23 protein-coding genes, 1 pseudogene and 1 other annotated feature are annotated in these 22,318 nt (G+C 61.9%); of the genes and pseudogenes, 5 read left to right on the forward strand and 19 right to left on the reverse strand.

Going from position 1 to position 22,318, the window contains the following annotated elements; translation table 11 throughout:
• The 8 genes from C7453_RS14105 to C7453_RS14140 form a co-directional block, all read right to left on the reverse strand.
• A partial coding sequence (locus C7453_RS14105) for a TonB-dependent receptor (protein ID WP_147280874.1) occupies window positions 1-2,086 on the reverse strand: 2,086 nt, incomplete at its 3' end.
• A 236-nt stretch (window positions 2,087-2,322) separates the two neighbouring features.
• Window positions 2,323-3,360: a zinc-binding dehydrogenase gene (locus C7453_RS14110; RefSeq protein WP_114728187.1), complete on the reverse strand. Its 1,038-nt coding sequence runs from the start codon at window positions 3,358-3,360 to the stop codon at window positions 2,323-2,325.
• A gap of 1 nt (window position 3,361) precedes the next feature.
• Window positions 3,362-4,201, reverse strand: a complete 840-nt coding sequence (locus C7453_RS14115) for a TauD/TfdA dioxygenase family protein (RefSeq protein ID WP_114728188.1) — start codon at window positions 4,199-4,201, stop codon at window positions 3,362-3,364.
• Between the two features lie 12 nt (window positions 4,202-4,213).
• A complete protein-coding gene (locus tag C7453_RS14120; protein ID WP_114728189.1) occupies window positions 4,214-5,029 on the reverse strand; it encodes an ABC transporter permease in 816 nt (271 codons plus the stop codon).
• Window positions 5,026-5,808, reverse strand: coding sequence for an ABC transporter ATP-binding protein (locus C7453_RS14125; RefSeq protein WP_114728190.1), 783 nt, complete (start codon window positions 5,806-5,808; stop codon window positions 5,026-5,028). Before C7453_RS14125 ends, C7453_RS14120 begins: the two co-directional genes overlap by 4 nt.
• Window positions 5,809-5,823: 15 nt before the next feature.
• Entirely contained in the window at window positions 5,824-6,597 is a 774-nt protein-coding gene (locus C7453_RS14130) for a cysteine hydrolase family protein (protein WP_114728191.1), read from the reverse strand.
• On the reverse strand, window positions 6,597-7,013 hold the full coding sequence (locus C7453_RS14135) for a cupin domain-containing protein (RefSeq protein WP_114728222.1): 417 nt from the start codon (window positions 7,011-7,013) through the stop codon (window positions 6,597-6,599). The genes C7453_RS14130 and C7453_RS14135 overlap by 1 nt, the downstream gene beginning before the upstream one ends.
• Window positions 7,014-7,127: 114 nt before the next feature.
• A complete protein-coding gene (locus C7453_RS14140; RefSeq protein WP_114728192.1) occupies window positions 7,128-8,075 on the reverse strand; it encodes a LysR family transcriptional regulator in 948 nt (315 codons plus the stop codon).
• Window positions 8,076-8,242: 167 nt separating this feature from the next.
• Between C7453_RS14140 and C7453_RS14145 the strand changes: the two are divergent.
• Window positions 8,243-8,628: pseudogene (locus C7453_RS14145) on the forward strand (IS3 family transposase); the annotation flags it as partial.
• Window positions 8,398-8,514: a sequence feature (AL1L pseudoknot), on the forward strand. It overlaps the preceding pseudogene by 117 nt.
• On the opposite strand, the gene C7453_RS19445 reads toward C7453_RS14145, so the two are convergent.
• From C7453_RS19445 to C7453_RS14155, 3 genes are all read right to left on the reverse strand, one after another.
• Entirely contained in the window at window positions 8,603-8,797 is a 195-nt protein-coding gene (locus C7453_RS19445) for a hypothetical protein (RefSeq protein WP_245949058.1), read from the reverse strand. The pseudogene C7453_RS14145 and the gene C7453_RS19445 overlap by 26 nt on opposite strands.
• Window positions 8,794-9,360 carry a TonB-dependent receptor plug domain-containing protein gene (locus tag C7453_RS14150; RefSeq protein ID WP_245949051.1) on the reverse strand — a complete coding sequence of 189 codons (567 nt, stop codon included), beginning with the start codon at window positions 9,358-9,360 and terminating at the stop codon, window positions 8,794-8,796. Before C7453_RS14150 ends, C7453_RS19445 begins: the two co-directional genes overlap by 4 nt.
• A 158-nt stretch (window positions 9,361-9,518) precedes the next feature.
• Window positions 9,519-10,475 carry a PDR/VanB family oxidoreductase gene (locus C7453_RS14155; RefSeq protein ID WP_114728193.1) on the reverse strand — a complete coding sequence of 319 codons (957 nt, stop codon included), beginning with the start codon at window positions 10,473-10,475 and terminating at the stop codon, window positions 9,519-9,521.
• A 296-nt stretch (window positions 10,476-10,771) separates the two neighbouring features.
• On the opposite strand from C7453_RS14155, the gene C7453_RS14160 reads away from it, so the two are divergent.
• The 3 genes from C7453_RS14160 to C7453_RS19175 all read left to right on the forward strand — a co-directional run bounded on the left by C7453_RS14160 (window position 10,772) and on the right by C7453_RS19175 (window position 12,723).
• Window positions 10,772-11,764 carry an acetamidase/formamidase family protein gene (locus tag C7453_RS14160; protein ID WP_211311073.1) on the forward strand — a complete coding sequence of 331 codons (993 nt, stop codon included), beginning with the start codon at window positions 10,772-10,774 and terminating at the stop codon, window positions 11,762-11,764.
• A gap of 20 nt (window positions 11,765-11,784) precedes the next feature.
• Window positions 11,785-12,357 carry an MFS transporter gene (locus C7453_RS14165; RefSeq protein ID WP_114728195.1) on the forward strand — a complete coding sequence of 191 codons (573 nt, stop codon included), beginning with the start codon at window positions 11,785-11,787 and terminating at the stop codon, window positions 12,355-12,357.
• A gap of 96 nt (window positions 12,358-12,453) precedes the next feature.
• Window positions 12,454-12,723 carry a hypothetical protein gene (locus tag C7453_RS19175; protein WP_114728196.1) on the forward strand — a complete coding sequence of 90 codons (270 nt, stop codon included), beginning with the start codon at window positions 12,454-12,456 and terminating at the stop codon, window positions 12,721-12,723.
• A 370-nt stretch (window positions 12,724-13,093) separates the two neighbouring features.
• On the opposite strand, the gene C7453_RS14180 is transcribed toward C7453_RS19175, so the two are convergent.
• From C7453_RS14180 to C7453_RS14210, 6 genes are all read right to left on the reverse strand, one after another.
• Complete coding sequence (locus tag C7453_RS14180) at window positions 13,094-13,717, reverse strand: cysteine hydrolase family protein (RefSeq protein WP_114728198.1); 624 nt, start codon at window positions 13,715-13,717, stop codon at window positions 13,094-13,096.
• Window positions 13,714-14,958 (reverse strand): MFS transporter, encoded by a 1,245-nt coding sequence (locus C7453_RS14185; protein WP_170143234.1) that lies wholly within the window; start codon window positions 14,956-14,958, stop codon window positions 13,714-13,716. The genes C7453_RS14180 and C7453_RS14185 overlap by 4 nt, the downstream gene beginning before the upstream one ends.
• Before the next feature lie 267 nt (window positions 14,959-15,225).
• Window positions 15,226-16,416 (reverse strand): aromatic ring-hydroxylating oxygenase subunit alpha, encoded by a 1,191-nt coding sequence (locus tag C7453_RS14190; RefSeq protein WP_114728200.1) that lies wholly within the window; start codon window positions 16,414-16,416, stop codon window positions 15,226-15,228.
• A 30-nt stretch (window positions 16,417-16,446) separates the two neighbouring features.
• Window positions 16,447-17,271: a TauD/TfdA dioxygenase family protein gene (locus tag C7453_RS14195; protein ID WP_174788009.1), complete on the reverse strand. Its 825-nt coding sequence runs from the start codon at window positions 17,269-17,271 to the stop codon at window positions 16,447-16,449.
• Between the two features lie 17 nt (window positions 17,272-17,288).
• Window positions 17,289-18,566: a zinc-binding metallopeptidase family protein gene (locus C7453_RS14200; RefSeq protein ID WP_141289154.1), complete on the reverse strand. Its 1,278-nt coding sequence runs from the start codon at window positions 18,564-18,566 to the stop codon at window positions 17,289-17,291.
• Window positions 18,563-19,672 (reverse strand): LLM class flavin-dependent oxidoreductase, encoded by a 1,110-nt coding sequence (locus C7453_RS14210; protein ID WP_114728203.1) that lies wholly within the window; start codon window positions 19,670-19,672, stop codon window positions 18,563-18,565. The genes C7453_RS14200 and C7453_RS14210 overlap by 4 nt, the downstream gene beginning before the upstream one ends.
• A 143-nt stretch (window positions 19,673-19,815) precedes the next feature.
• On the opposite strand from C7453_RS14210, the gene C7453_RS14215 reads away from it, so the two are divergent.
• Complete coding sequence (locus tag C7453_RS14215; RefSeq protein ID WP_245949052.1) at window positions 19,816-20,829, forward strand: helix-turn-helix domain-containing protein; 1,014 nt, start codon at window positions 19,816-19,818, stop codon at window positions 20,827-20,829.
• A 38-nt stretch (window positions 20,830-20,867) separates the two neighbouring features.
• On the opposite strand, the gene C7453_RS14220 is transcribed toward C7453_RS14215, so the two are convergent.
• Together C7453_RS14220 and C7453_RS14225 are read right to left on the reverse strand one after the other, a co-directional pair.
• On the reverse strand, window positions 20,868-21,353 hold the full coding sequence (locus tag C7453_RS14220; RefSeq protein ID WP_114728225.1) for a VOC family protein: 486 nt from the start codon (window positions 21,351-21,353) through the stop codon (window positions 20,868-20,870).
• Between the two features lie 75 nt (window positions 21,354-21,428).
• The gene (locus tag C7453_RS14225) at window positions 21,429-22,301 is read right to left on the reverse strand and encodes a TauD/TfdA dioxygenase family protein (RefSeq protein ID WP_245949053.1); all 873 of its coding nucleotides are present in this window, start codon (window positions 22,299-22,301) and stop codon (window positions 21,429-21,431) included.
• Window positions 22,302-22,318 lie beyond the last annotated feature (17 nt).

Here is a 22,318-nt window from a genome sequence, read left to right on the forward strand (position 1 = left end):
GTCCGCGATAGATATACTGGATCCGCGTCAGCAGCTTGCCGTAGGGAACGTCCCAGGTATAGGCGGCGGAAATCGATCCCTGCACGTGCGGCATCTGCGGCGGCGTATTGCCGTTGAGATTGGAGGCGGCGGCTTCGACTGCGGCCCAGCAGGCTGGGTTGTAATACTGGCCGCCATAGGCGCAGGCGGCATTGTTGGCATAGACCGTCTGCTGCGCGATGGTGTCGATCGCCCGGTAATGGCTGGCGATCCGGCCGTCTTCCAGCGTCAGGTTGCCATCGAAGCGCAGCCGTCCGCCAAGAGTGAGCCAGGTGGCTTCGCTTTCCAGTCCCCACATTTCGGTATTGGGAATGTTGGCGATGCCGTAGGCATAGGGGTAGGGATCGTTCTCGATATATTGCATGTTATGATATTTCGAGAAGAATGCAGCGAAATTCAGCCGAAGATTCTGGTTGAAGAACATGTTCTTCGAGCCGAGTTCGAACGTCGTGTTGCGTTCGGGCTGGAAATTCAGTCCGACCACCTTGGAATCGGGGTTGCCGTTCACGCCGCCCGGCTTGTAGCCCGTCGCCACGTCGAAATAGAGCATGTTGTCGTGGCTCAGATCATAATCCAGTTCCGCCTTCCAGGTCGGTTCGCTGGTCTTGAAGCTGTTGCTCAGGCTGGAGGAGCCGAAGGCCGAGAAATTGCCGTCATAATGCGCGAAATGGTCGTAATTGTAGCGCGCGCCGCCGGTCAGGTGCAGCTTGGGCGTGATATTGTAGGTGAACTGCACATAGGGTGCCACGGTGAAGCGGCTGACGGTCGTCTTGTTGCCGTAGCTGAGGTTGGACGGCGGATTGGTCATGATGTCGGACGGGACGAGGAACGAGAGTGGGTCCGGTGGCGTGGAGCCCTTGAATTCGGCGACGAACTGGTTGCTGCGCTGACCCAGAAGAAAAACGCCGCCGGTCCAGGACAGGGGGCCGTGTCCTGTGGAGTGGAGCGACAGTTCCTCGGTATAGGTATGCATGGTCGTCTGCCATGCCGCGTCGTTGTCGTAATAGCCCAGCGCGTCGTAATTATACCGCGAGCTGCTCATCTGCAGGAAATTGTTCAGGTGCTGATAGGCCGTGACCGAGGTCAGCGTGGCCCAGGGCAGGTGCCAGTTCAGGTTTAGATGATAAAGCTGGGTATGGAGGTTGAAGCGGGAGGGATAGTCCTGCGCGACGCGGCGCGCGCCCGGCGTGGTGTCGAGAATGTTCTTCTGTTCGGCGCCGGTATTGGTCGCGCCGTACCATTGCGCGGTCAGCGAGGCTGAAAAATTCTCGACCGGTTGCCACAGGGCGGTGACTTTGCCCGCCGTCGTCTGCGCGCCGTCCAGGCCGAAGCCATAGGTCGAATGGGCATAGTCGGAATGGTCATATTGCTGGAACGAGGCGCGGACGGCGAAATGCTGGCCGACGGGAATGTTGATGATCGCCCGGCCCCGAGCCATGCTGTAATTGCCGCCGCTGCCTTCGAGAATGCCGTGAAACTTGCCCAGTTCGGGCTGTTTGGTGTTGATCACCAACGCGCCGCCGGTCGAGCTTTGTCCATACAATGCGCCCTGAGGACCGCGCAGGACCTCGACTTGGTCGACATCGAACAGCGTCTGGTCCAGCGAGATGGTGTTGGCGATGAAAACGCCATCGGTATAGAGCGCGACACCGGATTGCGAGACCAGCGCGTTTTCGGGCGTTTGCGAGCCAACGCCGCGAATGGTCACGTTCGTTTCGAACCCAGCGGTCTTGGCGATGCTCAGGCTGGGCACCAGGCCGTTCAGGTCCGAAGGCTGGGTGATGTTCGACTGGTCCAGCGCCGTGCCGCTGATGGCGGTCACGGCGATGGGCGTCCGCTGCATGTTCGAGCGGACCTGCTGGACCGTCACGGTGACCTGTTCGATCTGCGGCCCCGTCGGCGTGCCCTGGGTGGCCGTGGTGCGGGTCGTTGTCGCATTCCGGGCGGCTGTGGTCGAGGCGGCCGCGGCTGGGGGGGGCAGCCGGAGTGGACGCGGGTGCCGCCGGATGCAGGCGGATGACGGGTTTCTGCGTCGGCGTGTCCGCATAGGCGGGCGCGGTGGGCACGACACCCAGACATGTCACCATCAACCACGCGCGAAAGCCAGCAGGCTGTCGGCGGGGGGACTGTTCGAACCTGCTCATATTTTGCCTCGCTTTGGAACAGATGAGACCTGGATTTGGGAGGAAGCCAAGGTCTTGTCGCCTGATGAGTTCAGCGTCTTGTCTGTAATGCTGTCTTGCCGAAATAATATCTTTTCTTGCCTTCAGACGTTTTGTTTCACTATTGGATTGAAATGACGATCTTGCCGAAGAACTCTCCGGACTTCAGCTTGGCGAACGCCGCCGGAACATCTGGAAAGCTGTAGAGGGAATCAATGACAGCCGTGAGCGCGCCCGTCTGGTAGGCCGCGATGGTCTCGCGCATTTCCCGCCGCGTATAGCCGCCATGGCCGATCAGCGAACGGCCGAAATGGAACAGGCTGGTATTGCGGATGGTCGAATCATTGCCCGCCGTGGTGCCCGAGAGGATGACGCGGCCGCCGATGCGGCAGGCATCGATCGCCTGTTGCAGGAAGGCGCCGCCGATCGAGTCCCACACGAAATCCGCGCCATGGCCGGTATGGCCGCGGACGGCGGCCACCCAGTCGACCGCGGTGCGGTCGAAGGCGATCTCGGCGCCCAGGGCCTCCGCCGCCCGGCATTTCTCGGCGCCGGCCGCCAGGGCGATGACGCGTGCGCCGGTCCGGCGCGCTATCTGGATGCCGGCTGTGCCCAGGCCGGAGCCGGCGCCGGGGATGACGATCGTTTCGCCCGCCTGCAACCGTCCCGCGCCCAGCAGTCCGTGCCATGCGGTCACCGAGGCCACCGGCACGCTGGCCATCATGACCGGCGAGAGATTTTCGGGGTCGTAGACATGACAGTTTCGCGCCGGAGCGACCACGTACTCGGCTAGGCCGCCAGCGCGGGTGGAGCCGATCGTACGCAGGGACGGGCAGAAGCCGGGCTCGTCACGCCTGCACCAGGCGCAGTCGCCGCATGTCACCACCGGGTCGATCACCACCGGGCGGCCGACCAGGGCCTCGCCCTCGGAGCCGCCAGTCGCGCTGACGATACCGGCCACATCCATCCCCGCGATGTGCGGCAGGCTGAAGCCGGGCACCAGCGGTGCGACCTGTTGCAGCAGGTCGAGCCGGTTCAGGGCGCAGGCCCGCACCTGGACCAGGACCTCGTCGGCCTTGGGAATGGGGCGTGGAATATCCTGCAAGGCGACGGATTCGGGGCCGCCGAATGTGGTTTGTACCCATGCGTGCATCTGCATGTCAGGTAACCTCGGCCTGGATCCAGAGACGGTGGAGCAGCCGTTCGTACCGCGTGTCGTCGTACAATGTCGCCGTGTGCATCGTCTGCAGATTGTTCCAGATCACGATATCGCCGGGCTGCCAGTGATGACGATAGACATGCTCGGGCCGGGTGACGAACTGCGTCAGCTCACGCAGGAAGGCGCGCCCGTCCTCGTCGGTCATGCCGTCGATGCCGCGCGCGCTGCCATTGCTCATATACAGCCCGGGGCGGCCCGTCGGGCTGCGCTGGACCAGCCGATGACGCACCTCGGGATTTTCGGCGCGCTGTTTGTCGGTGATCTGGTAGTCGGGGAAACGCGTCTGCATGTAGAAGACGAAATCATAGACGACGACCATGTCCTCCACCTTCACCTTCATCTCCTCCGAGAGGTTTTCATAGGCCGCGCAGGTATCGGCGAATATCGTATCGCCGCCTTCAGGGGGCACCTCCAGCGCGTGCAGCAGCGTGGCGGCCAGCGGGCGCTGCAGATAGGTGCCATCCGAATGCCAGCCCAGCCCGTCCAGATGGACGCCCAGCATGGTGCCGTCCTCCTTCTTCTTGTTCGTCAGGACATAGACTTCGGGATGGCCGGGCACCGTGTATTCCAGGCGTGTATGCGGCAGAAGCTCGCCCAGTCCCTTGCCGAAGGCCACATAGGAGTCGACCGGGATCGTCTGGTCGCGCAGGACGACGATCGGATTGTCATCATAGACGCGGCGGATCGCGGCGATGGTGTCGGCTGCGGGCCGGGTCAGGTCGGCATGCGTGATCTCGATGCCGATGCCGCCTTTAATTGGCGAAACAGTGAGTTTTTCCATTGGATGATCCTCTCAGCGATCGCGCGACACGGCGCTTTCGTGCCAGCGTCGCAGGCAGAGATATTGAAGCAGGGACAAGGCCCCCGAGATGGCGACCCCCAGCAGGCCGAGCAGGAACAGGGCGGCGAACATGCGTGGGGTATTCAGGCGGTTGGCGGCTTCGCTGATGCGCCAGGCGAGCCCGGCATCGGTGCCGGAGCCGGCCACGAATTCGGCGACGACGGCGCCGACCAGGGCCATGCCGCCGGCCATACGCGCACCGGCCAGCGTATAGGGCAGCGCCGCCGGCAGTTCGAGCAGGAACAGACGTTGCAACGAGGTGGCGCGCCGCACTGTGAACAGGTCGTGCAGATCGTGGCTGACGCTGCGCAGGCCGAGCATGGTATTGGACGTGACGGGAAAGAAGGCGATGATGGCGGCCAGCAGTAGGATGGCGCTGTCGACATTGTCGATCCCGACCCAGACCAGGACCAGCGGGGCGATCGCCACGGTCGGCGTGACCTGCGTCAGAACCAGCAGGGGCGACACCGCCAATTCCAGCAGGCGCGAGCGGGAGAACGCGATGGCCAGCAGGATGCCGGCCACCGTGCCCAGCGCGAAGGCCTTCAGCGTGATCAGCAGCGTGTTCCAGGCGGACAGGGCCAGCGTACCCGCGTGCTGCCACAGATCGTCGAAGACGGCGCTGGGGGCGGGGAGGATGAGCGGCGAGATATCGGCCATCTGCACGACGATCTGCCACGCGACCAGCACCAGCACGAAGAACAGGCAAGGCAGCGTCACGCGCAGCCAGAGCGGCGGGCGGGCCATCAGGGCGGACCAGTCGGTCATGATAGGGCCGCCTGATCGGCGCGCAGCCGCGCGGAGATGTCGCCGCGAAGCGCCTGGAAGGCCGCGTGATCGCGAAGGTCTGCGCGGTGCGCCCCGAAATCGACCGGCAGGTCCCACGCGACGCGCCCCCGGCTGAGGGCAACGATGCGGGTGGACAGGAAAGTCGCCTCCTCCACGCTATGGGTCACCAGGATGACCGTGGGACGGCGTTGGGTATAGAGCGCGCGCAGATCGTCATTCAGGCGGTGGCGCGTCAGTTCGTCCAGGGCGGCGAAGGGTTCGTCCATCAGCAGGAAATCGGGATCCGTGACCAAGGCGCGCGCGATGGAGACGCGCATCTTCATGCCGCCCGACAATTCGCGCGGCCAAGATTTTTCCCGGCCCTCCAGGCCCAGCGCGCGCAGCAGGTCCAGCACCCGCGGCATGGCCGCGGTGCGGGCGGTGCCCCGCAGCCGCAGGGGCAGATAGACATTGTCGAAGACCGTCTTCCACGGCAGCAGCGTGGGCTCCTGCGGGACGAGAGCGATGTCCGGCAGGGTAGTGCCGGACGCGGATGACCCATCAGACGCCACCCAGCGGATCGTCCCTGCGGACGGGCGCAGCAGGCCGGCCAGCAGGCGTAGCAGGGTCGATTTGCCGCAGCCGGACGGACCCAGCAGGCTGACGAATTCGCCGCCGCCGATCGTCAGGTCGAGTGCGCTGAGCGTTGGGGCCGCCTGGCCGCTGAAATGCTTGCCAATGCCCCGTGCCTCGATGCGAAAACCGTGCGTTCCAGCCATGCCGGGCTCCCGTGGCTACGCTGCCGCCCGCAACTGCGCCATCAACGTGGCGCCGAGGGCGGTGAAACCAAAGCATTGCCGGACATTGTACAGCGTGGCCTCCGTGCAGCAGGACGGCGAGGTGGTTGCCGCGCAATCCTCCAGAAGAACGCAATCATATCCCCGAAAGCTGGCATCCTGCAGCGTACACAGGACGCACTGGTCGAGATTGACGCCCCCGAACAGCAGCGTCGTGACGCCCAGATTGCGTAGGATCGCGTCCAGGGGCGTATCCCAGAAACCGGACATCGCATATTTGGCGACGTGGACGTCCCCGCTGGTATCGCCGAATTCTTCGACGATCGCGGTACACCAGCTTCCTTGTTCGAGGATGCGCGCGCCATTGGGCAGGCAGGTGCCCACCCCGCGCCCCAGTCCCGCCCCGTCATAGGTATGCAGCGTCGACGGGCCGAGATTCAGCCGATCGGGCCGGTTGCCCCAATTGACCCAGATCACCGGAATGCTCTGCGCCTGGCAGAGCTGCCGGAGCCGCATCAGGGGGGCGATCGGGGCCCGTGCCGGGGTGATGTCGACTCCGACGGAAGCCAGCCAGCCATCCGGGTGACAGAAATCATTCTGCATGTCGATAATGACCAACGCGGTCGCCGACAGGTCGAGTCGGATATCCTGCGGCGCCGCCGCTAGAGCCAGGGGGAGGGGCGGGCAGTGCGGCCGTATGAAGTCGACCTGTGTTTCATCGACGCGCCACTGGTTGCGCGCCGAACTTCCGAGGGGGCGTAGCACTGTCATCAGCACGATCCGGTTATTGTCTGCAGATCTTCGTCGTCCAGCGACAGCGGCTCTCCCGCCCGGATCAATTCGGCGAAGTCTTCGTTGGGTACCATGAATGTCAGCGTGTACAGCTTTTTCGGGCCGGTATTGACGACCTGGTGCGTCGTGCCGGGGCGCAACATCATGGCGTCGCCCTTGGCAATCGGCTGTGCCCGGTCGTCGCAATAGGCGACGCCTTCGCCGGATAGCACGTAGAAGAATTCGTGGGCGCGCGCGTGCATGTTCGGTGGGGTCCGGCCGCCCACGGTGAAGATTTCCACGACGCTGACCAGATCGATGCCGTCGCGCTCCGGGTCGAACAGGATGGCGAAATAATTGGTGTCCGCCGGCGAGATCCGGCGGACGTCGATCTGCCGCGCGGAGCGGACGACCATGGGCTGCTCCATCATGTTCTGCCTGTGCTGTGGGGCATATGCAGACATTACGATGTCATATCGAACCGATAAAGCACCGTTATTCGCACGATATGTTGCCTTGAAGGCATCATATCATCGGCCGGTGTCGCCTGCGCCCGGCGCGACGGCGCGCGCGACACCATAGCTGGCTTCGATGATCGCAGCCTTGAGTTGCTCGGCGAAGATGGCGGACAATGTGTTGGTTTTCTTTGCGTTTTCGACCAGCATCAGCGTCTGCGTATGCTGCTGGAGTTCCCGGATGGGGATATAGGTCAGGCGTCCGTCGCGGCAATCGGTTTCGACGTCGAAGGGGGTCAGGAAGCAGATGCCGTTGCCGCACATGACGACGTGGCGCATCATCTCGATCGCGTTCGTCTCCACGATTCCGCGGCAGTCGAGGGCGATGTCGGTGAAGGCTTCGACGATATACGGGCGGATGGCGGTCGTTTCATCCGCCAGGATCAGCGGATAAGGGGAGCAGTCTCTGAGGCTGAGCTCGCTTTCATGGGCCAGCGGGTGCTGGCTGCTCATGACCGCGCCGAGGCGGCCCTGCGCGGCATGAAGCAGTCGCACATTCGCGCGTTTCGAAAAATCGAACCCGATCCCCAGATCGACGTCGCTCCGTTCGACGGCGTCGAGAATCTGCTCGCCGGTCGTCATCAGTTGCAGCTTCAACTCCACGCGGGGATTTCGTTCCCGGAACGATATGGCCGCCCGTGGCAGGATATTGGCGGCCAGGCCGCTCATCAGAGCGACGCTGATCACGCCGCGCCGCAGGCCCTTCAGATCCTCGATCAGCGATTGCGTATGCGCCATGCCGCGCATGGTCTCGCGCACATGGCGGATCAGCAGTTCCCCCGCCGCCGACGGGACCAGCCGCCGTCCGGACCGGTCGAACAGGCGCACGCCCATATCCTGCTCGAGGGCCAGGATCTGCCGGCTGATCGCCGAGGCCGCGACATTCAGCCGGTCCGCCGCCTTGCGGATCGATCCCTGGCGGACGACCTCGTCCAGATAGGTCAGTAAGCGGGCGTGCAGCATCGGGCCATTCTGGCGCTTTTGATGGACCGCGCAAGCGCCCGGACCCGATGTGATTTCGATGAAACGACGATCATGGATATAGGACGGGCGTCACAATGAATCGGCTTATTCGGAGTCCTGAAGCGTCCCGGGTTTCCGGAGGCTCCTATCTGTGAGAAGGAGCTATCATGAACACGATGAGCCAGAGATTTTCGCCTGAGGTCCGGGAACGTGCGGTCCGTATGGTTGGGGAGCATCGCGCCGACTACGGCTCGGAATGGGCTGCGATGACTTCGATTGCGGCCAAGATTGGTTGCACGGCCGAGACGCTGCGCAAGGCATCGGCGTATTTTGCGATGACGGAGCTCGATCGTCGCGGGAAATGATGATGTCGTTTATCGACGTCCATCGTGAGGAACTGGGGATCGAGCCGATCTGCCGCGAACTGGCGATTACCCCGTCCTCCTATCACGAACATGCCGCCCGTATGGCAGACCCTGCCAGGCGGCCTGCCCTTGCCCGGCGTGATGACGAACTGAAGGACGAGATCAAGCGGGTATATGAGGCGAGGTCGTGTGTGCGAAGCCACTATGGGTATAGGACTGGAACGAACCGCGAATAGCGAGATTGCTGGTGAGGGGCACATTCAGCTGCGCACGCCCCCGCGTGAGGTTGTAATCGCCGCCCGAGGCATCGACCTTGCCTGAAATCCGATCGAATGTCGGGTCCCCCGTATTGATCACGATCGCACCGCCGGGCGCGCTCTGCCCATACTGGGTGGGGCCTGCGGTCCGCGATACACTTCAATGGACTCAAGATCGAAAAACGTTTGATCCAGCGAAACCGAGTTGGCGATATAGACGCCATCGATATAAACTGCCACGCCCGTCGAGGTCGTCAGCGTGTTCTGGGCCGTCTGCATGCCCACGCCGCGGATCTGGATGTTGGTCTGATAGCCAGCGGCCTTGGTGATGTTCAGACCCGGCGCCAGACCGTTCAGACCGGATATGCTCGTCACGTTCTGATGATCGAGCGTCGATGCCCTGATGGTCGTGACAGAGGTTGGCGTCTTCTGAACATTCACAATCCGCGCAGTCGCACGCACCTGAATGGTCTCCGGTTTGTCCTGGACCTTTGGAGCCTTGGGGGCCTTGCCAGTTGTCACCATCCTGCCGTCCGCGATTTTTTTCGCCGCCCTGTCCGATGTCGTCTGGGCACCCGCCTCTGTCACGATACCGAGCGAGACAATCAGGGACAGGGCGCTGCTGTTCAACGCGATATGACGGAGCCACGAACCTTTGCGCATGAGCTTATCCTTGCGTTGCGTTCTGACACCGCAGGCGCGAACCGGAACTGCAGCATGAAAAGAGATTAGAGGGCACCAGAAAAAACCTTCTTGCTTCTGGTGTCCTCATTATGTTCTGAAAACGAAATAGCTTGTCGGATTAACGTTCCGATACCGCATCAGAGATCCAGAACCAAACGTTGGGTTTTCGCACCGGAGCAACAGATCATCATGGTCTCGCCCCGCGCCTGTTCGTCGGCCGTCATGACGCTGTCGCGATGATCCGCAACGCCCTCGATAACGCGCGTCTCACACATGCCGCACACGCCTTCAGCGCAGGAAAACGTCGCGCTGACGCCTGCCGCGCGCACGGCTTCCAGAATGGTCTGGCCTTCGCCAACCTGAACGGTGCACCCGGTTCTGGCCAGAACGACCTCGAAACTGCGCTCCGTCGCGGGCGCGGCGACAGCCGTAAAATGCTCCCGGTGGCGCCGGGATTCCGGCAACGCCCCGAATGCGACATCAAACGCCTCCATCATGCGGGCGGGGCCACAGCAGTAAACATGGCTATCCGTTGCACAGGTCTGTGCGACAGCCTCGAACGAAAGACGCTCCTGCCCATCCCGGGAAAAGTACATCTTCAGCCTCGCGGCTCCGCATTGACGGATTTCCTCTACAAAAGCAGCATCTTTCGCCGTGGCCGCCGCATAATGCATCTCCCAGGAAGCGCCGATCTGCATAAGACGCTGCGCCAGAGACCAGATGGGTGCGATACCGATCCCACCCGCGATCAGCACATGGTGCGGCGCAGGCTCGAACAACGCAAAGCGATCACGCGGCGCGCTGATTTCAAGTGTGTCGCCCACAGAAAGCTGACTGTGAATCCACGCCGACCCGCCACGGCTCCGAGGCTCCCGCAGCACGGCAATCTCATAGCGGTCGCGTGTTCCGGGGGCGCCTGTCAAGGAATACTGGCGGGTCAGTCCCTCATCGCAGGGGATCCGTACGTCGATATGCGCCCCCGCCACAACCGGCACCAGGGACGTGCTACTCTCCGGTTCCAGCGTGATGCCGAGTATTCGTGGTGTCAACGCGGCAAGCCGGGTAACACGTATCGGCAGGATAAGGTCGGTCATAGCAAACTCGCCACAATCGGAAGGGTTGAAAATGTCCTTCTTCTGACAATCATCGGCATTCACGTAAAAACAAGACGGACCGCAGGCTTGTGCGCGCGTGTCAAGGATTAGGGCGCGCTGGCACAATTCTATGGCCAACTCTTGTTATTATGATGTTGCATAAGAGGATCGTTCCGATCCCCGGGATCTTTATGACGCAGAGGTATTACCCATGGTTCTGATGTGCGACTCAGGCTCGACGCGCCCCCTCGTCGCGCCAAAAGCCCTTCATCACCTCAAGGCCGCCCCCCCAAAATGTGCACTGGGGCTATTTCGATGCCTCGCTGGCTCCGGCTCTCGTCATCGAATCCGGCGATCTGATTCAGGCCGAAGCCCTGACGCATCATGCCGGTGATGACCCAGCACTCCTGATGGACGAGGCGATGCACCAGATCTGGCGCGCCATTCCCGAAGCGGACCGTCATCCGGGCGTGCATCTGATGACCGGCCCGATCTATGTGCGCGATGCGAGACCCGGCGATATGCTGGAGGTCCGCTACCTCGCCATGACTCCGCGATTCCGTTACGGCTCCAATCTTGCCGCCCATTGGGGACAGCTCTATTCCGACCTCGGCAAGCGCGAGCGCGTCACGATCTATGGGCTCGATCCAGCGACCAACACGGCCGAAGCGGTGTATGCCTATGACGTCCATGAAAAATACCTGACACCAGGTCGTGTCACGGACTGCCCGGAATGCGACCGCCAACCCGCCCTGGCTGGCGTGCGCGTCCCCGTCCGCCCCCATCTGGGTACGGCGGGCGTCGCACCTGACGCCCTCGGACGCGTCAGCACCATCCCGCCCGGCCTGCACGGTGGCAACATCGACAACTGGCGGATCGGCGCCGGGGCCACGATGTATTACAAGGTACAGGTTGATGGTGGGCTGTTTTCGATCGGAGATCCGCATATCAGTCAAGGCGACGGGGAAATCAGCGGCACGGCCATCGAGGCATCGCTCGATGTTCTGTTTCAGGTTATCCTGCGGCGCGATTTTACCTTCCGCTCGCCTCTTCTTGAAACGCCGGACCATTTCATTGTTCATGGCTTCGGAGACAGCCTCGACGTGGCGGCCAAGGAAGCCTCTCTCGACATGCTCTCGCTCATCAGGGAAACGGGTTTGTCATCGGACGATGCCTACTCGCTTCTGTCGATTTCCGGAGATCTCGGGATCACGCAGGTCGTTGACGGCACTGTGGGCGCCCATATGAAAATCCGACGTGATATCCTGCCTCACCCCCGAAAATCCTGACCTCATACAGGAGCGCGAACGTGAGCCTTGAATCCACGCGACGCGACGCAATCGGGCTGATGGCTGCCTGCACCATCGGGGCAATGACCGACGTCACACCGGTCGTCATGATCACCTTCGGCCTGCTTCTGGCCCCCATCGCCGATACTTTCCACTGGTCGCGCGGCTTCGTGAGCATGGCCTTTCTGATGCTCTCTCTTGGCATGGCCGCCGGTTCGCCCATTGCCGGACGCATCTCCGATCGCTTTGGAGCCAGGCGCACGATCCTCGTGGGCTTCATCCTCTATGCTGGCGCGCTTGCGCTGGTCGGGCTTCTCCCGGCCAACCGTGTCGTCTTTCTCGCCATTTTCGCGGCCATCGGGTTCACAGGCGCCTTACCCAGCACGATGATGTTCGCCCGCGTGGTCGCGTCGTGGTTCGACGCACGACGCGGGCTCATGCTCGGCATCATGGCCGGACTGGGCAACGGCATAGGGGCCAGCATCATGCCCGCGATCGCATTGGCGATCATGGCGCATACGGGATGGCGCGCGACTTACCCTGTACTGGCGTTGACGGTCCTCATTGCGGCATTCCCCATGGGCTTCCTCTGACTAACGGACGCCGCCAATCCTGTCGCGCTCCCGAAAGCCCGCGCCCACGAAGTCCCTGCCGACGACATCGCTTTTCCGCCCGATACCTTTGACGGGATGACGCATCAGGACACACTGGGAAGTGCCACGAGACAGCCCGTTTTCTGGATCATCCTTCTGACCATCGCCTCGGGCGCGGGCTGCATCACGGCCCTGATCGCCCATCTCGTACCGATCCTGACATCGCGAGGGCTTGCAGTCCCCCAGGCCTTGCTGGTCATGTCCGTCATGACCGGAACCTGCGCCGTGTGGCAGGTTGTCATCGGCCATATCATGGACCAGACACGCGCGGGCGCGCCATCACCCCCTTCTATCTCGCGGCCCTAGCGGGTGTTCTCCTGCTCCAGAGCCGCAGCTTCGCAGCCCTCCTGGGTGGAGGATTGCCATCGGTGTCGCCATGGGAACCGAGTTCGGAGCACTGCCTTACGTGGTATCCCCGTATTTCGGGCTTGCGGCTTACGGACGCATCGCGGGCGTCATGTATGCGGCCGTCATGATGGCACAGGGAATAACCCCCGTCCTGATAGACATGTCCTATGATCACACGGGAGACTACGGATGGTCTCTGCGCGCCATGACGATCGTCTTCGCCTGTGGCAGCCTCGCCCTATGCGCTCTGCCGCCCTATCCGACCCGCCTGCGGGCAACCAGGCCGACTTAAGGCCCCTTTCCTGGGATGAGGGCTGGTTTCACCGCTTCAGTTGACCTCCCACGCCGTCAGGATTTCCTGTGTCGTGACCGGCGTGGCGCAATGCGTTGACAGGATCGCCAGCGCATTCTCATGCGTGCGCGGGTCAAAGGCGGCACACGCATCGCTGGCAATAAAGATATCGAAATCGCGATGAAAGCCGTCGCGCGCGGTCGCATCAACGCAGCAGTCGGTCGTCAGACCGCACAGCATAAGGGTTTCGACGCCACTTTCACGCAGACGGCCTGCGAGATCCGTGCCCGCAAAGGCGCTGTAGAGCAGCTTTTCGACCTCCGGCTCTCCTTCCTCCGGAGAAATCCGATAGTAATCCACGCCCGGAGTACCCGCACGGCAAATCGCAATGTCATCGGCCATTCCTGCACGCACCATGAATCGTCTGAGCGCACGCGGATCAGTTTCGGGGCGCGTGACCACGCGAATGAACCACGGCGTCACGCCGGCACGCCGCGCGGCGGTAATGAGTGTTTCCGCGCACGATATGGCTGCCTCGACGGGCTCAAGCGCCATACCCGCATGCGCCATTGCAAAACCGGGCGCTCCGAAATCGTTCTGGATGTCGATGACCAGAAGTGCCGTACGGGAGGGCGCGATGTCCTGAGGCGAGAGCGTCATGCTTCATCCCGAAGGCGAGGGCGGCGCAAAAAGGTAACGGCGACCGTAAGAACCAGCCCCAGCGCGCCGAATGCCATGAAGATCGCACGAAAGCTGCCTATGTTGTCATGGATCGCGCCCCCGAACCAGGGACCAAAGGCCGCCGCCGTCGAGATCAGACACATCGTCGCATAGAGTTCGAGATTCTGCCGCGTGCCGAAATATTCGAGTAGCAGCATGGCACTGGCGACGTAGGACAGGCCCACACCAAGCCCCATCGTCAGCACGAAGACGCAAAGCGTCAGGCTGCTCTGAGGAAGCAGAAGATCGACGGCCGCGAGCGTCATGGCGCCGGTAGCTGCAACCGTGAGCACGCGCGCGCCCATGATCCGTCCAACCTCGCCGGCGAAAAACGATCCGGCGGCAGCAAACAAAGCCACGAGCGACATGATTTCAGCCGCATGCGCCGATGAAAGGCCATGTTCGGTAAAATGCTGGACCGAAAAGCCGTGCAATGTCGTGCTGATGGCAAGGCAACCCGTGTAGGATGCGACAATCACCCAGAATGCCGGAACGCTCAGCGCGGCCCTGGCGGGCCAGCCCGCGGTGCGGATCGTATCGTCATGGGCGTGGCCGAAAGGAATGCCCCGCACCACGAGAGCCGCGGCAACCCCGCACAGGCCCGTCGTCAGCGCACAAAGCCACCAGAATGGACGCCAGGCATGAAAGACATTGTTAACGCCCAGATAGAAAAGCGGCCCCGCGATCGAGCCCAGACCGCCGACGCCGAAATAGATCCCCATCGGACGGCTGGACTCTTCGAAGAGATTGGCCACGACATAGGTACCGGGCACCGTGCCGCCAATCGTAAATGCGCACCCGATCAGCAACGTCCCCAGATCGTATTGAAGTTTGCTCGATGCGCTGGCCAGCAGCGCAAAACCCAGAGCCAGCAGCACGCCGGCGGCCACCAGCGTCGCAACGATTCCGAAGCGCCGGATGGCCATGGCAGGCAACGGACTGGTCAGGCCACAGGCAAGACCAAGCAGCGTGAAGCCGAACCCGGCATCGCTCCAACTCAGCTTCATGTCCGCGACCATGGCGGGCAGGACGACGCCGAGCGCATTGAATGAACCGGCCATGAGAAAGAAATAGAGGGCCGTTACGGCGGCCAGCGCGAAATACCGCCTGACTGTCGAAGGCGCGGGCTGATCCACTGGCGTCACCACAAGGATGTCCTCACTGGAAATGGCGAGAGGCATGGGACGGTTCTCCACCTCACGGACCTGCGCCCGCAAGGGCGGATCGGGTCGGGTTATCCAAACACTGGCCATCAGCACCCCTGCGACGCCGTCGGGCATCTTCCGACGATAGACCACACCACAGGGATATTCTTGCGCTATGCGAACGGATTATATTCCGATCGCGCAACTTCGACAAATGCTGTCCACTTAAAAATCGTTTCAAAACTTCTCTTAAACGGTAGCACCCGGCAAAGACTCCTCCAGATATATGATTCAGGCAGGATCTTATCTTTTTCCGACTTCTACCTCGCCCCAGGCCTTACGGTAGCGCGGGACTAGCCAGGTATTGAACAGGCGCTGCGCACCTTCTTGCCAGGAATAGCGCCCGCGCGGGGCGAAGCGTGATCTCAACCCGACCTGCACCATCTCGTCAACATGCAGATCCTGGTCGATGATCTCGGTAGCCGCAAGAAATCCCATCGCCATTTTCTGATGATAGGCCGGATCGGCCTTGGCGCGCGGGGCCGTCAGGACACCCTGGTCCACACGATGGCTTTCAGGGCCATCCGCGCGCAGGATGAGATAAATCACCGAATCCACCGTCATGACGAGAGACAGAGTGGGAGGGACGTTGGCGAACACCATCCGATGGCGTTCATCGGCCGTCAGATCCGGGAAAACGGGCAGGACAGCGCGTTGCGTGGCATTGAAGGCCGCATCCGGATGCAGCGTCCGATTGGTCCGATAGTAGCCTGCCGTATCCTCGCCCAGATCATCGGGAAATTCGGCCAGCTCGCTCGGGATGAAATCATGCAGCGGTCCCTGATGAAGCTTGCTGGCATGATACCCGTCGTTGTTGTTCTCGAACATGACCTTCCAGTTCCACGGATAGCGCTGCTCCTCGGCTGGCTTGTCGCCCTGGGCGTTCGGCAGGTCATAACCGCGCAGCACTTCCGACACCTTGACCAGACGTGGCGCAAGCGGGGGAGCTTCCCTGTCGAAGTTGATGAACACGAAGCCTTCCCAGATTTCGAGCGCGAAGACCGGAAGGTTGAAATCCTCCTTGTGGAACCTGCACGAACGCTCCATCGCGGGGGCGGCCGCAAGCGTGCCGTCCAGCGCGTAGGTCCAGTGATGATAGGGACAGACAAAAGCGCGCGCCTTGCCGCTGCCTTCGGCGACCAGCATCGCGCGATGCTGGCAGACGCTGGACATGGCCCGCAACACGCCATCACGGCCCCGCGCGACGATCAACGGCTCATCCGCGATGAACGACGTGAAATAGTCACCAGGGTTCGCTGCCCATGATTCACGTCCGACGCAGAGCCATTCCTTTGAAAAGATCGCTTTCTTCTCGAATTCGTAGAACGCGGCATCCGTATAGCAGAGCGGCGGCAGGCTCTCGGCCTCTTCCGTCGGAAGGATGGATGTCTCCATCGCGTCGAACAGGGCATCGTCGAGGGGAATGCTCGTCATGGTCAATCCAGATCGCAAATGAAGGGGGAATCAGAAGGGCTTGTCGCCCGCAACGGTCACGCGGAACCCGGATCTCGTCTGGGGGAAGTAATCCCAGATGGCCTGATGCTGCGTGCAGCGGTTGTCCCAGAACGCCACGGAATTCGGCTTCCAGCGGAAGCGCACCTGAAAATCGGCCGCCATGCAGTGGCGGTAGAGCATGCTCAGGACGGCGTCGCTTTCAGGCTTGGAAAGCTGCGGGATCCGCGTCGTATAGGACTGGTTCACGAAAAGGCACTTGCGCCCGGTCTCGGGATGCGTACGCACGACGGGATGCTCGTTGCACGGAAAAGTCTTGCCGTTATTGCCGACGATCGGGCGATAAACGTGCTCCCCGTCATGGATTGCGGTCAGCCCGTCGAGGAAATGACGCATCGGCTCGGAGAGCGCGTCATAGGCCGCATACATCGACGAAAAACACGTATCGCCGCCATATTCCGGGACGGTTTTCATCGTGAGAATACTGCCCAGAGGCGGCTCCGCGTTGCACGAAAGATCCGAATGCCAGTTCTCACCGGCCACGAATTTCGAGTTCGCGTCGGCATGAATGGCCACGACCTCCGGGTAATCCGGCAGCCCCGCGACACCCGAATGGATCGCAAGTTCGCCGAAAGCGCGGCCGAGGCGTAGATGGTCCTCATGCGAGATCGGCTGATCGCGGAAGAAGATCACCTGATGGCGCAGCAGCGCACCCCGCAGACCCTTCAGCATGCGGGCACCCAAGGGATGCGTCAGATCCACGCCCTCGATCTCGGCGCCAATCCGGGCCGTCATCGGACGGACAATGACATCACCTTCAAAGTCGATCACGTTCATTTCCACATCTCCGGGCATTACTGGACCTCCGAAGCCGCCACGCCACAGACCTCAATCGCGGTCCGGGCATAGAGCAGCGTTGCCGTCACGAAATCGTCGAGCGTCGGGCGCCAGCGGCGCGGCCCGAACGTGACCGCCGGGATCCCCGCGCGGTTGTAAACATTGTGGTCTCGCCACATGGAGGCATAGACCGGGTCGGCAACTTCAAGCTCCGCCCCGCGCACCGCACGGTTGGCAGTCGCGATCGCTCCAAGCAGGGGCGTGACGGCCGTTTCATCCGCAACGCCACCCTGACGATAGGCGACACAGTCGAGCGCATGCGGACCGATCCCGTCGAGCACGACTTCCATTTCCCGCCGGATATCCTGCACGCGATCGATGGCGGACAGCCCGACTTCGACGTAGAGCGCGCAAACGCCCGTCCCGCCACCGAGCGCGTAGGGCAGGCCGCCGCGAATGGCGCCGATCTGCACCTTGGGGATTGTGGTCCCCCAGGCCGTTTCGAACCGGTGTGCCTGTTCGAAACGGGGCGCCCAGGCATGCAGCCGCGCGATGGCATCTCCCAGACGATAGACCGGATTGGGATGGTCCTTCAGCGGCAGGCTGGCATCGAACAGCGGCGTAAAGATCTGCTCGCCATAAAGGCTGAGCCGGAAAATCGCATAACCGGCTCCCTGCGCCGTAACCGCGAAGTCCGTCCCTTCAGATGCGATCATGAAATCGGGCGCCATGCCCCCATTAGCCAGAAGATAGGCGGCACCCACATCCTTGCCCGACTGCGCCACGCCCTCACGTCCGTCCACCGGATCAGGGCCGATTTCACCCGGACAGGCCGCCATGTGGAGGCGCCCCGCCAGCCGGATTCCAGCCTTCTGGATGAGCGAACCCGCCATGAGAAAGCAAGCCATGGGACCACGATCATTCGCGACCGCCGCCCCGGTGAAGACACCATCCCGCTCCGCGACGGGCTCTTCCGGCGCAGCTCCAGGCGGCACGCACCAACGAGCATCCTGCGGGTCCAGGCCGCCTTCGGTGTCGAGATGCGAAGCCATCAACAACTCGCGTGACGAAGCAGATCCATGACCGCCAAGAGTGCCGACGACATGAAAGCGCTCCGGAACAGCGGCGACGCGGCGCGGGCGAAAGCCTTCCTCCGCCATCCAGCGTTCGACGTACTCTCCCGCTTCCCGCTCGTGGCCCTGAGGCGAGGCAATGCTGCAAAGCTCAAGGATGCGCCGACGCAGAAGGTCCCGATCCAGCAGAGCGTCCAGACGCCGGGTGAGCGCGTCCGTCATGCGCCGTAGCGCGCCCGGAGTGCCGGAAGGACATCTTTGGACAGTTTCTTCAGTCCCTGCTCGTAATCCGGGAAAATCAGCATGAGGCCGTCGAGATCGGTGTCGTCGATAACCTGCTCGATACGCTTGACGATCGTCTCCGCCGAACCCGCAATATGCGGCGCCATGAAACCGGTCCTCGCCCGCGCCGTCATGGCGTTTTCCTTGCCGATTTCAGCATCGATCACACCATAGGCCCGCATCATGTTACGGAAGCCTTCCGCGTCAAAGCCTTCGCGGAACACATCCATCGTGGCCTCGGCCTCGGCATCCGTTTCACCCTGGACGATGATCGCCATAGCGTAGGTCCGCAGACGACGCCCGGCGGCCCTGGCCTTCTCCTTGGCGCGCTGGCTGATGGCGCGCATCTCCGCGTCGTCCCGGCCGCCAATAAACAGCGCGTCCGTATTATGGATGGCGAAATCCATGCCCTTTTCGGACTGACCGGCAGCCACAACGAAGGGACGCGGCTTCTGGACCGGCTTGGGCTCCGAGATACAATGGTCGAGCTTGATATACTTGCCGTCGACCGTAACCTCGCCGTCCTCTTCCCAGAGACGGCGAACGGCTTCCATCCACTCCCCGGCATAGTCGTAGCGCGCGTCATGCCCCAGCGTCTCGGGCCATGCGCCCATCTGGGAGAACTCGTCCTTGAATGCTCCCGGCACGACATTGAGACCCGCACGGCCATTGCTGACCTGATCCAGGGTGGCAATCATCTTGGCGACGACCGCCGGATTGTGCAGCAGTGTCTGAAACGTGGTCCAGATCTTCACCCGTTTGGTCTGGGCTGCGAGCGCGCTCATCAGGACGGTTGAATCGAGCGCCACTTCCCATTGATGATTGGCCCCGCCATAGCCCCGGAACTTGGCCATCGACATGATGAAGTCGAGACCTATTTCTTCGGCCAGCAGGGCCGCGCGACGGTTGTATTCGTAGGAGCCGTCTACCTTCGGCGCGGTGGTGGACAGAATCCAGCCCCCGTTGGCGATCGGCATGAAAATCCCGAAATCCTTTCCTCCCTTCTCGGAAGGCAGGTCAAACACCGGGGATGAGATCGTGGGCATAGGGCCCTCTCCTTACTTGCTGGCCGATCGTTTCGCAAACCGATTGCAAAATCCAAATAAATATTACGCATCCGGTCCACTCGGGTTCTTGTCTGAATGCGATGCTCATTTGTATGATCCCATACGATTGGCGGGAGATCAAAGTGCAACCATGGACATTCGACCTTGCAGATCATGCGGATCAGCCCGCCGCGACGGTCTGGCGACAGGCACTCGCGCGGCTTTCTCTTCCGGAAGCGATACTGTTCCCCCCTACGGACACCGAACGTCACGCCGAGCCGCACCAAAGGACGATCGGGCGTGTCACGCAGGTTATCACGCCGCTCGGAATTGAGATCACGCGCCTGACCGGATCGCCACAGCGAATCGCCGGCCGCTATTCGGCGCAGACGGATGGCGTCTGGCTGGCGATCCTGCTTCCTGAAGGCGATACATCCGACGGTCCTGCCGCCACCCTGGCGTCGAATGGCAAGATCTGGCCGCTGGCCGTGGGCGCGATCGGCTGCGGCCCTCTGGCCGCCGATGCCGTCCTGACATTGCCGCGCTCGTTTTCGATGCTTTATGTGCGGCTGCCGAGACTGGCCCTCCATTTCCGACTTCTCGCACCGACGCCGCTGCGCGTCGGCGTGCTGGACCCGACGCCGGGTATCCGACAGGTGCTCGCCGGATTTCTCCAGTCCCTCGGGCAGTCTCTGGAAGCCATGGACACGCGCCAGCTCCGCGCCATCGAGCTAGCACTGTCGGAATTGCTGATCGGTTGCGTTCTAAGCGACCCGGCCTATGGCGGCGGAGACCCACCGCTCAACCGCCGCATCGCCGCCATGCACAATCTCTGCCAACTCATCGAATCGGAACTCACCGATCCCGATCTGACCATGACGGCCATCGCCCGCAAGCACGGCATCTCACCGCGTGGATTGCAGAAACTCTTTGCCGCAACCGGGCAAAATTTTAGTCAGTATCTCCGGCAGCGCCGTCTCGCCCGTTGTCATGACGATCTTGCAAGCCCGCTTTCCGCCCATCTCTCCATCTCGGAGATCTGTTTCCGCTGGGGCTTCAACGACGCGGCGCATTTCAGCCGCAGCTTCCGGCAGGCTTATGATCTGACGCCGCGTGAATGGCGGCGCCAGGCGACAAATGTCGTCGCGGAGGACTGAGCACGGCCTCCAGACTCGGAAACCTCCCTCTCCCTTACCTATTCGCGCGTATAACTGTCTGGAATGGCGGGATTGGATCCTGCCTTACCCCACAGAAGGATTTCGTTCCCCCAGGGATCCATGAACGCGTGGTTGTAGCCGTTGAACGTGGACCAGTAGTGATCACGCCATAACTCCGTCGCACCGCGCGCCACAGCTTCCGAAAGTATGCGTTCAGGCGTATCGTCATCGCCGATCAGCAGCCAGACACGCGGCTTGCGCCCCTCATGGGACAACTCCCGCGGCGCAACGCCTTCGGGCTGCGGATGGGGCCGCGCATTATCGGCCTTGAAAATTCCGATATGCAGATTTCCGATTTCGCTGTCGGTTCCATCGGGATTGCGGAACTGTCCGCCCGGCACCATCCGATGATAAAGACCTTCCGGCTTCGGGTCGTTCCGCCATCCAAACACTTCGGAATAAAATGTTGCCGCTGCCGACGGATCGTCCGCAGGAATATCAACAAAAATCAGTGTATCAGGCATGAAATCCCATCCAAACGAAACGCTGGCCATTCCATGATCGGGGGCCAGTCATAAAACCTGCCGAAAGTCCGTCGCTCAGTAGGGGCGATCGCCTTTCACCCAGAGACGATGCATCGTGCGTATATATTTCTTGTCGTCGAACAACGTGCCCGTATGAAGCGTGCAGCGGTTATCCCACATCAGGAGATCGCCCACCTGCCACTTATGCCGGTAAACGAATTCCTCGCCCGTCATGAACTCCACCAGTTCATCGAGGATCGACAGATCCCTAGGGTCGTCCTGCCCGGAGATCTCCGTCACCGTGCCTGTCGAAGGCCAGAGCGCGCGTCGGCCATCCTTCGGATGAACGCGGATCAGGGGGTGGTCGACGTCTGGATTGTCGCGGATCTGCTCGGGGGTCAGTTCGCGCCTTTGATGCTCACGGGTTTCCATGAAATGCCGGTATGAATGATGCAACCTGAGTTTTTCGAGGGCTTCGCGTCGCTCGGCCGGGAGGGCCTCATAGGCGGCCACACCGTCGGCAATCAGCGTATCGCTTCCCTCCGCCGGAACTTCGACTGCATAAAGCATCGTGCTCATGACCGGCTCTTCCTTGTAGGAATAGTCGGTATGCCAGCCCACCCCGTCATTGTGAGCGCCAATCGGACGACCGTTCTCGATCCGGTTGGATAGCACGTAGATTTCCTCGAAACCGGGAAGCGTGAAGTCCTGGATCGTGTGTCCCTCGGGCGTTCCGACGCGGCGGATAAACCGCATCAGGTCGGCTGGATCGAGCTTCTGGCCGCGCAGGAGAAGCGCGCCATGCCGATTGAACGCATCCACGACTTCGTCCAGCGTGGCATCATCGGCTGTGGCAATATCGAGCCCAATGATTTCCGCACCGAAACCGGAGCCCGGCTTGAGCGGTACGATGCGAAGAGCTGTCTGGGTTGCCATCGAGTCCGCCATCTTCTGCTTCTCCTCTG

The sequence above is a fragment of the Gluconacetobacter liquefaciens genome (assembly GCF_003350405.1).
Lineage (GTDB): Bacteria > Pseudomonadota > Alphaproteobacteria > Acetobacterales > Acetobacteraceae > Gluconacetobacter > Gluconacetobacter liquefaciens.